The 15,001-nt window shown below is 58.9% G+C and carries 4 protein-coding genes; 1 reads left to right on the top strand and 3 read right to left on the bottom strand.

The features are described 5' to 3' along the window. Position 1 precedes the first annotated feature (1 nt). Entirely contained in the window at positions 2–526 is a 525-nt protein-coding gene (locus tag J3P77_RS13095; RefSeq protein WP_434677054.1) for a hypothetical protein, read from the bottom strand. Next, positions 523–13,053 (bottom strand): filamentous hemagglutinin N-terminal domain-containing protein, encoded by a 12,531-nt coding sequence (locus J3P77_RS13100; protein ID WP_434682004.1) that lies wholly within the window; start codon positions 13,051–13,053, stop codon positions 523–525. The genes J3P77_RS13095 and J3P77_RS13100 overlap by 4 nt, the downstream gene beginning before the upstream one ends. On the opposite strand from J3P77_RS13100, the gene J3P77_RS13105 reads away from it, so the two are divergent. Further along, positions 12,956–13,171, top strand: coding sequence for a hypothetical protein (locus tag J3P77_RS13105; RefSeq protein WP_434682108.1), 216 nt, complete (start codon positions 12,956–12,958; stop codon positions 13,169–13,171). The genes J3P77_RS13100 and J3P77_RS13105 overlap by 98 nt on opposite strands. Before the next feature lie 65 nt (positions 13,172–13,236). On the opposite strand, the gene J3P77_RS13110 is transcribed toward J3P77_RS13105, so the two are convergent. Beyond that, the gene (locus tag J3P77_RS13110; protein ID WP_434682005.1) at positions 13,237–14,904 is read right to left on the bottom strand and encodes a ShlB/FhaC/HecB family hemolysin secretion/activation protein; all 1,668 of its coding nucleotides are present in this window, start codon (positions 14,902–14,904) and stop codon (positions 13,237–13,239) included. Positions 14,905–15,001 lie beyond the last annotated feature (97 nt).

Consider the following 15,001-nt stretch of genomic DNA (forward strand, 5'->3'; position numbering starts at 1 on the left):
GCTACAGCTGCCAAAATGTCAGACATACCCCATATTCATCGAGAAGATCATCAGAAATTTCAAACTGAAACACTTTCTCCGGAAAGCAATCTGACAACGCTATCCTCCAGTATCTGGCGATCTGTTCAGCAAATACATGACAAAGGCGATAATCTTCTTCCGACAGGCCAACCTTAAATATAGCCCGACCGGGTGCATCTTCCCACCTTGAAAAAAATTGATTGATTGAAAAAATATTTTTGTATCGCTCAACGTCTCTACGCGATGCACTTTGTTCCAATACACCAACTTCAGCTTCCACCAATCCCGTCATAGGAAAATTTTTCGGATCGTATTGCTGAGCATTAGGTAGCCAGAACACGTGGCCATCAAGCTCAATAAAATCAGGAGAAAGCAAACCCAGAACAGAAATCGATTGCTCTAACGAAACCAGATTCCCTGCGTATGAAAAAAACTCCCCAGATCCAATATCCGAAGCAAAGAGCTTCAACAAATCTTTGGAAACCCCACCTTGGCAACTTTTCATAATTTCAACCCCAAACTATCAAGAACCGACTGCGGGACTTTGCCCACAAACGCTTTGGTATCACTCCCTTTCTTGGGAAAATATTTTCCATCTGGTGCTTGATTCCACTCGACCACCTTAATCCTGGAGCTAGAAACGTCATACAGTGCACGCCCCTCAGGGCCATATACAACAACATGCCCATTTCCTAAATTGGCGTAAGAATTGGGCGCCTGGTCTTGCAGCGGATACTGAACACCACCACGCGCGCCCGTGATCGTCACATGCGTTTCACTGAGTGCCTTAGTATACTCTAGATCAATAGTGTTACCGGAAGAGTCCGCAATAAACCTCGGCGGCTGTGGGGCCTTGGTGTTCCCTGTTGCACCACTACTAGCGAGTAGATCCTCCGCCTCGTCCGCTGCCAATTTAGCAGCGCGTTTATCAGCGATGACTGCCAGCGCACCTTTAGCGCCAAGACCGCCAGCTATCGCCAACAGCACATCTTCTTCAGTAAAGATGGGAACAATACCGCCTCCAACCATTGCGGAAATCTGCTGATACCACTCCTGCGTCAACAGGTTCGTAGCTCCCAGCGATCCGATCTCGCTCTGATTCTGGTAGGCGACAGCAGGTCCAAACTGCTTGACCCATTCTGTCGGTATTGCGGGCGCACCGTCGCCGGAGGGCTGTGCGTGGTACTTGGGGTTGAACAGTGTTGCATCGGCTTTCTGTTCTGAAGTCGCCGAAAATGCGTAAACCTGTGCGCCATCAGCAATGATCGGCGTGCCGTCAGCCCACGATAGCTGAATCTTCTCGCTCTGTAGACGCGTTACTACCGCTTCGGCTCTAGCTAAATCAGCCTTCAAGTTGATTTTCTCGGGATTCCTATCATTTGCCATGCCGAGAATGGCATCCAACTTCGCCTCATCGGCGGCGTCAATTTCTGCGCCAGCCTTCAAACTCAGCAAGCCTTCCCAAGAAATGCCCGAATTGCTTTTACCCTCTTGCTCCAGTTTTTGCGCTTCTTTCCCAATAATCTCCTGCTCGAACGTATGCAGCTTACGGTTGTACGCCTGAGCGTTACCCGTGATCTCTGACGCAACGGAAATATTGCCGCCGGTTGCCGCTGCGGTAAACAATCCGACCAGCTTCGACGCCGCATTCACCATGCGGTCATGTTCATTCGGATCACTAGTTTTCAAGAGATCACTTTGGGAAAGGTAGTCAATCAGCGCTTCATTGGCACCCGCAGCTAATGCTCCGGTTTTGAAATCTCCTCCCATCACTTCAGATAAAAGCCCACCAACGACAGCATGAACGGCTATCTTTCCAGCCTCACCCTCAGGCAGTTTGAAGTAATCTGACAGGTCACCTGCACCGTTGAACGCCGTTGCCTGCAATACGTTGAATACGCTGCCAAGCATCGAGTCCTTGAAAGAGCCTTGCCCCGTTGCTTCGGAAAGCACGCCGTTGACCGCGCCTCCGGCGAACTGGATCGCGCTAAAGCGGGCAAGTGCAGCCGGGTCCAACAAACTAGGAACTATGCTCGGCCCAGTGATTTTTCCGGGGACACCATCAGCGGTAGCGCCGAACCAGCTGGAGCTTGCGTAATTTATGAAGCCGGCTGTAAGGCCAGATACCACAGCGCCTTGCAAACTCTCTTTACTGAACGTGTCTTTTGCAACGGCGCCCAGATTTCCTTTATTGCTGATTGCACTGTTGACGGCAGTGACTTCAAGGCTGATCAGAACGGCGTTAGCAAAGCCTGCCGCGAAGCTTCCGGCTGATGCCCCCACCGCTGCGGCCCCTGCACCACCGGTCACAGCTGCTAACGCGATAGCCAACACAAGTTGTGCGCCTGCGCCTAATCCCGAGTGAGAATATTTGAACGACTGGTGGATTTCCTGCACCATTCGCCAGTCGACGTCGCCCCGTTTTTCAGCCTCCTTCAGCCACGCTAGTTGCGGATCGGCCTTTACCATCGCGTCGATGGCCTGGCTTACCGTCTGCTGACTTACCTGCTTTACATCAATCTTTAGCCCGTCCAGTGCATGGATAGCCAAGTCACCCTTGGCTACGAGCTCACTCTGGCGAAGAGTCTCATTCGTGCTGCCCTTACCCTTCATCGAGTTCCAGGACAAGTCGCTCTTGCTCTTCTCATGGCTTTCCTGATGCAGGTCTTTCACACCTTCGAACGTCACCGCACCGCCACTATCAATGGTCAGGTCGTTTCCGCTCTGCAGTTTTGCGACCTGATAGTGTTGATCCCCACCACTCACCAGCAACAGATCGCCACCGGCTTTGATCTCGCTGCTCACGTTGCGCACGTCGGTCACTTCGTCGCGCTTTGTTACTTTCTTGCCCCAAGACCCTTTTTTCTTCTTGTCATACAGCGAATAATCACTGTCCTGCGCTGCCAGGATGTCGAGGTTATCGCCTGCAACCAGGTAAGCTTCGTTACCCGCGGTGATGCGACTGGAAATGACCGCGAGGTTCTGGCTGGCGACCAGTGAGATATTTCCACCTGCCTCCATCTCCGTTGAGACCTGATGGACATTATCCTTCTGTACCGTGAGCTTCTTACTCTTGGACAGGGAGTGATACTCGTCTGCTGCCGAGCTGATAGTCAGGTTTTCGTTGGCTGCCATAGCGATGTCTCGCTTGGCATCGATCTGACTTGCAATGATCGATATGTCGCGGCCCGACTCCAAGGTCATGTCGCGGCCAGCAGTGACGGTAGAACCTAGCAGAGTGATGTCACTGCTGTTGCTACGGGTGCTGGCGAACAGGCTATTGTTTACCTGCGTTGGCGCTATGGTCACATCCCGCCCAGCCACGATGCTTATATCTCGTCCGCTTTGCAGCACACTCCCCTGATTATTGAAATCGCGCCCTGCAGAAATGCTCACATCGTTAGCAGCTTCGATCCGGGCCGCGCTGTCTGCAAACTCGTTATGTCGCTTCCCGCGCGCATCATTGTCCATTGAGGTGATGCTACGTTCGTTGATCACATCCCCGTTGATCGCCGTCATTGTCACGTCGCGACCAGTAATGATGCCGCCGGCCTTATTGATGAGATCATTACCCGCCAACAGATCCAGGCGGTTGCCTGCCTGTATGAGGCCGGTATTAATCAGGTCTTTGCCCGCAGCAGCCGTGAGGCTGTTGGTCGCCCGAAGAGTGCCAACGTTATCGAGGTTCTGCCCGGCAATCAGCGAAACATCATTGCCAGCAATCAGCGCTCCGGTCGGCCCTAATCGATTGTCCGCCTGGGCCAGATAAAGCACCGGCACCAGTACGGTTTCGCCATTCACTTCATGCTCTTCGAGCCACACGATGTCATGGGTCAGCGCAGCCACTTGCTGAGAAGTCAGTGATACACCAACCGCCAGGTTCAACTCATCCTTGCTGGCAACAGCGTTGTTCATCAGGTAGCGGAATTGGTCTTCGTTGGATGCCTGCCCGCTTAGGAACGCTTGCCCCGTTCTGGCGACGACCGCCTGCTGCACGAGTCGTTGTTCATACAGGCCATCGCCCAATCGCTTGGCGCTCGCGTCCGGGTCGTAACCGAGCTTCGACAGTAAGTAATCCGAGCTCATGAACTGCTTGAGTTCGGTGAGCACCGGGTTGGTTTCGATCAAGTATTTCTGGGGTTTTGATACAACACCGCTGCTGGGCAGCCCCTGAACTCTTTCGACGGTTTGCGAACCGGGAATGAGGATCGGGGAATTCGGCGCGGCTCCGCCGTTCTGAGCTGTCGAGCCACTCGAGGGGCCGGGAACGAGCAGCGGTAGCGCGCCCGATGAGCCGCCATTCTGTACCGGGAGTAGAGTGCCGCTCGCCTGACGGGTTGTTGTGACGCTGGTAACCGCATCAGTACCCTCGAAGCTTGCGGCATCAGAACCGTGACCGGGCACTACAGCCCCGCCAAGCGGCGTGCCGGTAGGTAACGAGACATCAAATGGCGAGGCGCTAGCACTTACGCCTGCATTCTGCCTGGCGATTAACGCGAGCTGGCGACTAGCACCGGATATCTGCCCGATGGAGCCAAGTTCAATGGTGCCTGCCTGTGCAGCTGGAACGACGTGCTCACGCTGCGCAACGGAAACAGCGGCGCTGCCCAAGCTCCAGCCTTGCGGAGCCGTGTCGGCCATACTGGTATTCTTGGCGGTATCGCTACTCAGCCGGAACAGCCCGTTCTTGCCCGTTGGCAGACTAAAGCCGGGCAGTGCCAGCGGGTTGACCTGTTGCTGGGCGAGGTCAGGGGGGAGCTGCGCGTTGATTCTGACAACCGTGGTGCCAGTTGCTGAAGTACGCGTGTCCTGCACCTTACTGGTGCCAGCACTGCCTGTGTAGTCCTGGTAGATGACGCTGTTTTGCAGATCCTGCTTGGCAGTGATGGAAACGTTGCCACCTGCCTGGATCACTGCGCTTCGCCCGCCGTTTACGCTGCCGTCTGTCGCGACTTCTACATCGCTAACAACCGCATACCGTGTAACCTCAGTGGGAAGTTCCAGCAAGTTACTCGCGTCATAACTTGAAGCAGGCAACGGCCTCTCAGGATCGTACTGAATAAGTGTATTTTCAACATAAGCTTTCGTAATGGAGTCCCGAATAAAATACTCATTATATTGGTATGTAGTGTCGTACCCGCCTACAGAGATCTGGCTTACGATAATTCCCAGCCTCAGATCACCCGCGCTGCCAATATAATAAACATTCGGATAATCCGGATTATTACGTTGATTATACGCATCTATGCTTGGCAAAGAGCGGTATATAGTGCCGTCGGTCACACCGTCCGCGACGAAGGTGCGTGTACGTTCCATAGATCCGCCCACTGCACCAAGGTTTTTGAAATTTTCGGCTTTAATTTCAATATTGCCGGTCGCACTGACAATACTTTTGCTATTTAAAAATGTTCCACCGTCAAATGTGAGATTTTTGCCTGCTGTCAGCAAAGCAGAAGCCGTTGTGTCACTGTCTTGCCCACCCTCAAAAAACTCTTTAACTACAAAGTTTACGGCATAGTGGTCGCCTCTACAGTCCAGACACTGGAGCGCGATCAGTCCCTTCACCAAAGTCCTGCCCACACCAAACCCCTGCCCGGCTTCAGAACCATCAGTACGGTTTTGGAAGTCCGCTGCACTGATTGAAAAGCTGCCGCCGCTTTCCATAGAGCCAGAGATATTTGAGACTTGAGTTGCTCGGTCTGCACCAAACCCTTTGACTGTGATATTGCGCAGCCCGTACAAATCGCCATTACGGTTTACCAGATTGTCCGTATGAATATTTACGTCGCTACCGCCAAAGATCAGCCCCTCGCGATTCAAGACAGAAGCAGTTAGTAACGAGAGTTCTTGGGCTGCCCCTAAAGTCCCATAGTTATTGATGGCACCTGCGTTCAACGACAAACTGGCAGCCGATGTGATACGACCAAAATTGCTCAGGTTTCCCGTAAGGCTTAACTCCGTGCGCGCACCACCGGTAACGGCTCCTGAAGCATTCAGGGTGATCTGACCTGCATTGAGATTCAGCGAACCCATGCTACTGGCCCGACCATTCCCTGAGTAGGCACCTCTCAGACGCATATCAAAGCTGCCATCACTGGCAATCAACCCATCATTGATCCACTCCCCCCCCGTCCCGGTAAACGCACTCGAGGCCAGCAACTGTCCGCTCGCGGTCTGATGGAAAGTCCCCACATTGACGGTCAACCGCCCTGCCTGAATGACACTGTTGTTGGTCCAGCTATCAGCCGTCAGGGTCAGGCCGCCTTGGGTGACGAGGCTGCCGCCGGCGTTGGTGATGTTGCCGGTTGAAATGTCGAAGCTGCCGCTGCCGGTGTGCAGCAGGCTTCCGCCGCTGTTGAGGAAGCTTGGGGTGTTGAGGGTCAGGTCGCTGTTGGCGACGTCCAGTGCGCCATTGCGGTTGTCGAACAGGCTGCCGATCTGGAAGTCGGTCTTGCCGCCTGTGCCGAGGGCGCGCAGACGCCCGTTCTGGTTGTTCACCTGAGTGGCTGTGACCGCCAGGGTGCTGTCGCTTTCGACGATACCGGTCTGGTTGTTCAGCGCGCCGCTCAAGCGAAGGTCGATCTGGCCGGCAGCGATCTGGCCGTTTGAGCTGTTATCGAAATCGCGGGCGATGACGCGCAACAAGCCTTTGCCATACAGACCGCCGCCGCGGTTGTCGAAGTTGGCGGTGGTGATCAGGGCTTCGCCGGTGCGCGCCGAGATGCGGCCACCATTATTATCGAAGCCGCCCAGTGCCGAGAGGTTCAGGCGTTGCGCCTGGATCACGCCACCCTGGTTGGTCAGGTCGTAGCCGTTGCGAAGCACGCCGGTAACTGTGGCGGTGAACGCACCTTGCAGGCTGGACAGCACGCCGCCGCGACTGTCGAGGTTGGCGGCTTCCACATCCAACGCACCGGTCTGGGCGATGAGGCGGCCGCTCTGGTTGTCGATGTCGCCGGTAGTGTCGATGTTCAAGCCGGTCTGGCTTTGCACAGCACCACGAGCGTTGTCGAGGCCGGCTGCCGTCAGTTGCAGATCGGCGTTCTGGCTGTAGATCAGGCCGTCGGCGTTGTTGAACACTTTGCCGGTGGCGTTGAGCACCAGGCTGTCATTGGCGGCGACCGTGCCGCGATTGCTGTTATCCAGGCTGCCGGTGTTCAGGGTCATCAGGTTCTGGCTGACCAGCTGGCCGCCCTGGTTGCTGATCTGGGTGCTGCGGCGCAGCAGCATCGCGCCGCCGCTGGCCAGCTTGCCCTGGGTGTTGAGCAGTTGGCCCAGCAGGTCGAGGGTCATGCCGCCCTTGCTGCTCAGGTTGCCGCTGGTGTTGTTGAGCTCGCGGGCTTCGACGTTAACGTCCTGCTGCGCTGCGATGTTGCCGGCGACGTTTTGCAGAGTGTCGGCTTTCACCGCCAGCCCGGCACCGCTGTCGATCAGGCCGTTCTGGCTGTTGTTCAGCAGGCCGCTGACGGTCAAGGTCTGGCCGGCACCGCTGGAGAGGATGCCGCCCGTGTTGTCGAGACTGTTCGCCGTCACCGTCAAGGCTTGCTGGCTGACCAGCGCGCCAGCGTTACCGTTGAGCAATGCGCCGCTGAGGTTTACGCCGACGTTGCCGTTGCGGCTGGAGACGGTACCGGTGTTGCGATTGTCGAGGCTGCCGCCGGTGACGGTCACGCCTTGCCAGCCGGAAAGCAGGCCGGTCTGGTTGGTCAGGGTGGTGCCATTCAAGGTCAGCAGGTTGCTGCTGATGATCTTGCCGCTGCTGTTATTCAGGGTGCGGCCGCTCAGCAGGAAAGACTGCTCGCTGGAAATCTCGCCGCTCTGGTTGGACAGGTCGCGCAGGCGATTGAGGGTCAACGGTCCCTTGGCGGTGATCAGGCCCGCCTGATTGCTCAGGTCGCCGCTGTTCAGGTCGATGGACACCGCCGCGTCACCGATCAGGCGACCGGCATCCAGCGACAACGCATTCAGGGCCAGGGTCATGTCACCGAGGGCGGACACTTCACCGCCGTTGCCTGCGTCCAGGCTGGCGGCGGTGATGTCGAGGGTACCGGCGCTGTTGATCAGGCCCTGGTCGCGGTTGTTGACGAGGCCGGTGACGGTCAAGTCCAGATCGTTGCGACTGATCAAGGTGCCGCCGCTGTTGTTCAGCGTGCCCGCTTCGATATCGACGCCCGCTGCGGCAATGGTGCCTTTGACGCTGTTCAGTGCTTGGGCGATGCGCAGGGTCAGGTCCTGATTGCTGAGCAGTTTGCCGTTGCTGTTATCCAGCGTCTGGGCGGTGAGCGTGAACGCCTCGGCGCTGGAGATTTCGCCGTTCTGGTTGAGAACGGTACCGAGGTTTTTCAGCAGCAGGGTTCCAGGTGCGTTGATCAGGCCACCCTGGTTGTTCAGCTCGCCGTTGTTCAGATCAAGGCTCAGGGACGTGTTGCTGAACAGTCGTCCGCCCTGCTGATCGAGGGAGGTGACGCTGGCGAGCAGCGCTTTGCTGCTGCCGATGCTGCCTTGGTCCCGGTTGGTCAGTTTGGCGGCGGTCAGTTCCAGTCGGTCGCCACCGCTGACCCGGCCCTTCTGGCTGTTGTCGAAGTCGCCAGTGGTGAGGGTCAGCAACGCCTTGCCGCTGATATTGCCGCTTTGGCGGTTGGTCAGGCTGGCGCTGTCCAGATCGAGGGCGCCGTCGGTGACCAGTGCGCCGCCGTCGTTGCTGATCGCGCCGACGACGTCCAGCGTCAGGTCATCTGCACTGGAGACACTGCCTGCGGCGTTGGCCAGGCTGCCCGCCTCTATCTTCAGCAGCTCTTCACTGCTGATCACGCCTTTGCTGTTGTCCAGTGCGCCGGACAGGTCGACGGTCAAACCTTGCAGTGCAGACAAAGTGCCGCCGATGTTGTCCAGCGATGCGCCAGTCAGGGTCAGCCCGGCCTTGGACGACAGCAGCACGCCTGCACGGTTGGTGATGTCAGTCATGCCCAAGGTCAGGGCTTGTTGCGCCAGAACTCGGCCGCCGTCGCTGTTATTCAGTTGCTGACCGGTCAGGGTAATGGTGCCCTGACTGGAAATTTCGCCGCCGCGGTTATCGACCTTGGCGACGATGAGATTCAGCCCTTGGGTCGCGCCCACGAAGCCGTCCTCGCCATTGACCAGTTTGTCGCCGGTCAGGCTCAGCGAGCCTTGAGCCACCAGCTCACCGGCCAGCTGTTCAAAGCTGTCGACCCTGGCGATCAGGTTCTGCTTGCTGGCGATCTGGCCTTTGGCGTTGTTCGCCGTGGCGGCGTTCAGCTGCAGATCACCGTCAGCGATCACCGTGCCGTTGATGTTGGTCAGGGCAGTATCGACCGCCAGGTCCAGCGCGCCACGGCTGTTGATCAGGCCTTCGCCGTTGTCCAGGCTGTCGCTCGCAGCGCTCAGGGACGCTGCGGAAATCGTGCCCTTGAGGTTGCGCAGCGCCTTGTCCACCACCAGCGTCAGGGTCTGATTGCTGAGCAGTTTGCCGTCGCTGTTGTCGAGGCTTTCGGCGACCAGATCGAAGGACTGGTCGCTGGAGATTTCGCCGTTTTGGTTGTCCACGCCCTTGAGGTTTTTCAACAGCAATGCGCCGGGCGCATTGATCAGGCCACCCTGATTGTTCAACTGGCCATGGTTCAGATCGAGGCTCACGGAGGTGTTGCTGAACAACTCGCCGCCCTGCTGATCAAGACTGGTGACGCTGGCGGTCAGGGCCAGCGCGCTGGCAATGCGACCGGCGCCCTGGTTGATGACCTTGCCTGCAGTGAGCAGCAAGGTGTCGCTGCTGGTCAGCCGTCCGCCCTGGCTGTTGTCGAACAGGCCGGTTTCAACACGAGTCGCGCCTTTTCCGGACAGAGAGCCCTTGTTGCTGTTATCAAGACTGCCACTGACCAGCACCAGGCCTGCGTCGGTGGTGATCGAGCCTTGCTGGTTGTTCAGCGCGGCCGCAGTAGTCGCTTGCAGCGCGCCGGCGCTGGAAACGCTGCCTTTGACGTTGCTCAGCGTATCGGCCTTGACCGTCAGGGTACCTTCACTGCTCAACAGACCGGCGCCGTTTTCCAGCGCGCCGGACAGGTCGAGGTTCAAGTCTTTCTGCCCGGCGACGCTGCCGCCAGTGTTGTCCAGACTCGTGCCGGTGAGTTTTACGGTATCGCCAAACAACAGCCCCTTGTTGTGGTTGATGACCCTGGTGACGCCCAGGTCCAGCGCTGTACCGGCCAGAATCTTGCCGCCGTTGCTGTTGTCGAGTTCCTGCCCAGTGATCTTCAGCCCGGATTGGCTGGAGATCTCACCGCCGCGGTTGTTGATGTCATCCACGTCGAGCGTCACTGCCTGGGTCGATCCCACCAGACCGTTTGCGCGGTTATCCAGCGTTTTTCCGGTCAGGGTCAGATCGCCTTGAGCGACCAGTTCACCGCCCTGCTGGGTCAGGTTGTCGACCTTGGCGGTTAACCCGGCCTGACTGGCGATACGGCCCTGATCGTTGAGCACGGTTGCAGCTGTGACCTGCAACAGGTCCTTCGAGTTGATCAGACCGCTGCGGTTGTCCAGCTGCTTGCCTGTCACCTCAAGACCGGCGTTGCTGTAGATCAGACCTTTGGCGGCACCGGTGAGGCCGACCTGGCTGTTGTCGAGGGAATCGACCCGTAACAGCATGCCAGTCTGTGCGCGGATCGAGCCGCCCTGGTTGTTGAGGCTGAGGCTGGCGATGTCGACCCGGCCCTTGGCTTGCAGAGCACCGCCAGTGCGGTTGTCCAGCGCGCCACTCAGCACCAGTTTGGCGTCGCCATCAGTAACCAGCGTACCTGCGCGGTTATCGAGGCTCGTGGCCTTGACGTCCACACCCAGCCCCGCCCCCAACGTACCCGCCTGATTATCGACGGCATTGGTTACCACCAGATTGAGGAAGTGGTCGGCCATGATCTGACCTCCCGCGTTGCTCAGGCTCATGGCGGTCAAGGTCGTGGTGCCTGCACCGGTCAGCTCGCCGAGCCGGTTGTTCAGCGCATTCGTAGTGCTCACAAGCAAATCGGCATCGCTGCTGACATTGCCGCTGGTGTTGTTCAACTCATTCGCGGTCAGGTCGATTCCGTTGGCGGAAATCAGGCCCCGAAGGTTGGTCAGCATCTGATCGACCTTTACGACCAGCGCTTTGTCACTGATTACCGAACCGTCGGTGTTGTCCAGCAAGGTAGCGGCCAGGCTGAAGCCACTGGCGCTTGAGATTTCGCCGCCGCGGTTATTCACGGTCGCGAGATTTTTCAGCAGCAACTGGCCGGGCGCGGCGATCAGGCCGCCCTGGTTGTTCAAGACTCCGCGACTCAGGTCCAGACTGACATCGCCCTTGCCATACACCCGGCCACCGTCGGTCTGGTCCAGCCCGGTGACAACCGCCGTCAACGCACCTGCGCTGGCGATCTTGCCGGCACTGCCGTTGTTGACCTGACCCGCCTTGAGCGCAAGGGCTCCGGTGCTGCTGAGCTGGCCACTCTGCTGGTTGTTGAACGCGCCGGTAGTCACCGTCACGTTGTTGCCCACAATACGGCCTGTCTGACTGTTATCGAGGCTGCTGCTGGAGAGCGTCAGCGCCGCGTCGCTCGCCAGTGCTCCGCCCTGATTGTTGACTGCGCCGCTGGCCGTTATCGACAGGCTACTGACCGTGCTGACGTTCCCGCCTCCGGTATTGATCAACTGCCCTACGTCGAGCCGGGCATCGCGCTGCGCAGAGACTGCACCTTTATTGCGGTTGTCCAGAGTGCCCGCCTTGACAGTCAGATTGCCGGCGCTGGCGATGACGCCTTTTTCGTTCAGCACCTGGTCTGCGTTCAGATCGACCGTACCGCTCTGGCTCAAGATCCTGCCGCTCTGGCGATTGTCCAGCGTACCTGCAGTAATGCGTGTACTCGCCTGGCCGCTGAGGGTGGCGTTCTGATTAGTCAGGGTCTGAGTGACGGTGGCCTGCAGGTTGCGGCTGGCAGTCACGCTTCCGGTGTTGGAGAGCGAGTTGGCAGAGAGCACCACGTCGCCCGTGGCGTTGCGGCTGTTATCGGCATTGACGCCGGCTTCGATGATTGCCGCGTTGGTCAGTTGCCCGCTGGCGGAGAGGTTCACGGCATCCCGCGCCGCGATGTTTTGCCGAACGGCCAAATCGCCGGAAGATGAAATGGACGTAGATGTCCCGGCGTAGGCTGGCCCATTGACTTCCACGCCATTGGCCTTGACGGTAATCGCACCGCTGGCCGCCGCCTGGCCCACGGTCAGCTTGCCGTTGGCATCAATCTGGATATCACCGGCACTGGCGGCGAGGTTGCCGGCCAGCTTCACGCCGACACCCGCTTCGGTGCCCACCAGCCTGACCGTTCCGGCGTACATGCCGCCCAGCGCCGAGCTGTCGATCGCCAGTTCAGGCTTGGCGCTGCCGTCATCGGCCAGCGCGGTGGCGTTCAGGGTGTTGGCGTCGACGTCGTTGCGCCCGGTGATGATATTGAGCTTGTTGGCGTGCAGCTCGGCATTGATTTTGGCGCTGCGGGTGATGATGTCGAACTGATCGACGTTGCCGGCGTTCAGTCCTGCGCCATCAATCGAGACGCTGCCGCCCTGCACGTTGAAGCGGGTCAATTGGCCGTTGCTGTCCAGCACCGGCTTGCCGGTGGTCAGCGTGACCTGCGGCGTGTTGATGAAGCCGCAGCCGTTGCAGCTGATGCCGTACGGGTTGGCGACGATGACCCGCGCCGACTGCCCGGCCACTTCCGTGTAGCCGTTGAGCTGGCTGGCGTTGGCACCGTTCACTTCGTTGAGAATGGTGCTGGCGGCCCGCCCCTTGAGGTTCTGGTTGCCGATGATAATGCCACCCAACTGCGTGCTCTGGGTCTGGCCGGTGGCGTTGTTGAGGATCACGCCGCGGCTGTCGACGTTGTACTGCTGATACTGGTTGTGCGACAGACCGCTGGCGTTGGGGGCGGCGATATTCACCACCGGCACGCCGTTGCCGGCCTGGCTGAGGCTGGTGTTCGGGTTGCTGACGATGATGCCATCGGCCTGCACCAGCAAGGGTTGCCAGAACATGGCGTTGGCGAGAATCAACGCCAGCCCGCGTTTGGGCATGCCCCAGAATGTCGGGCGCTCGCTCAGAGCAGCGGAAGGCTGACGGGCCAGCAAAGCCAGTTGATGAACGTCCATGTAAACAACCTCAGCGTGTCGAAAGCGGCAGAGTTAAAGAAAGAAATCCAGGCGGAAGTAGACCGGCGATTCACGCTCGATCAGGTCCGGTCGTTCCAGCGAACGGGCAAAGGTCACCGACGCGGCGATGTGCGTGCCCCGGGCGAACAGCTCCAGCGATTGGCTGGAGAGCCGGCCGTGCTGATCGCCGTTGTAGCGGTCGTTGCGAATCACGCCCTGGTCGTTACCTGCCGCCCCGCCGTACTCGGCAAAGACCGGGCGCAGCCAGTCGAGGGTGACCGGCCGGGTCAGGCGCAGTTCATTGCGCCAGTAGCCGCCGCTGTCGCCGGACAGAAACTGGTCCTTGTAGCCGCGCACCGAGGACGAGCCGCCCAGGCTCATGCGCTGCGGGCTGAACAGCACGTCCTCGCTGCGCTGTCCGGTGGCCAGGCTGCTGAAGGTCAACTGCTCGCCCCACAGCTGAAACGGGTGCAGATAACTGACAGTCCCGGTGTACTTGCGGTAGCGGGCGTCCGCTTCGCCGGGGCCGGGGTGGCCGTTACCCTGCGCGTCCAGCGCGCCGACGCCCTGCTGCATCCCCAGGTCCAGGTTGACGAACGCCGATCCGATCCGCCGCCCGTGGTTGATGCCGAACTGCGCTTCGGTCAGCCGGTTGCTGCTCAGCGCCAGCTTGCTGTCTTCGATGTAGTTGTTGGTGCGCAGGTACGCCAGGCCTGCGCTGAGCGAGGTCTTGCTCAGCGCATCGCGGTGCACCACGCGCTCGGCGCGGAACTGGTGGTTCTGGCTGTCGCCGGTTTGCTTGAAGGAAATGCCCTCGGCCTTGGCAACCGAGCGGTATTCGCTTTCGCTGTACGAATAGCTGAAGGTCCACCAGCCCCACGGCAGGCTGTAATTGAGCAGGCCGTTGCGCGAGGTCTGCTGGTGGTCGCTGATCGCATCATGCCCGCCGCGCAAGCTTAGCTGGTCGGCCAGCCCCAATGGGCTGTCCCATTCCAGGCCGGCGTTCCACTGCTGCTCGCCGGTGCTGCGCTGGCCGTCGTTGTTGCGCGACAGCGTGGCGCGCCACGGCTTTTGCGGCGTGTTCTTGACCACCACGTCGCTGCCGCCGACCTGCTGGCCCGGCGTCAGCTCCATTTGCGCCTTGTTAGACGGCAAGCGATTGAGCTGATCGACCATTTGCTCGATTTCGCGCAGGTTGACCAGACGCCCTTCCCGGCCGGGAAAGGTCATGGCCAGTTCGCGGTCCGACAATTCGCTGGCCGCGTCTGCGCGCAGGTTTTCCAGCGTGCCTTCGACCACCAGCACCTGCAGGTCGCCCTGAGACAAATCCTGTTGCGGCAGGTAAGCGCGCGTGGTCACCAGACCTTTGTCGAGGTAGTGATTGGTAATGACCTTGAGCAATTCGTTGAGCTGCGCCACGCCCAGGCACTGACCCTGATACGGCGCGATCAACCGCTGGCGGTCGGCGGCGGACAATGATTCCGCGCCCTTGAGCTCGATGCGCTGGATGGTAAAGCAGCGTTCGTCGGCCGGCGCAGCTGGCGCGACGGGAAGGCTCTGTTTGCCCGGCAGGTCCTTCAGGTCTTCCAGCCGACGGCGCTGCTCTTCAAGCAGACGGTCCTGACGGTCACGGATCAGATCCTGCTCGCCCGGGGTAGCTGCAACGGAATAGAAAGGTACTAAAACGAGCAGCACCAGCACGGCGGCTCGGGAAACGAATGAATACACGACGCGTCCTTGCAGTATCACAATGATATCACTAACGGCCTGGATATTAATGTGACACTACATTGACGTC

This window comes from Pseudomonas sp. R1-18 (assembly GCF_051132095.1).
Classification (GTDB): domain Bacteria; phylum Pseudomonadota; class Gammaproteobacteria; order Pseudomonadales; family Pseudomonadaceae; genus Aquipseudomonas.

Excerpts from the sequence above, each read along its gene's own strand:
- J3P77_RS13095 (WP_434677054.1), bottom strand. The coding sequence starts at position 526 with ATGAAAAGTTGCCAAGGTGGGGTTTCCAAAGATTTGTTGAAGCTCTTT.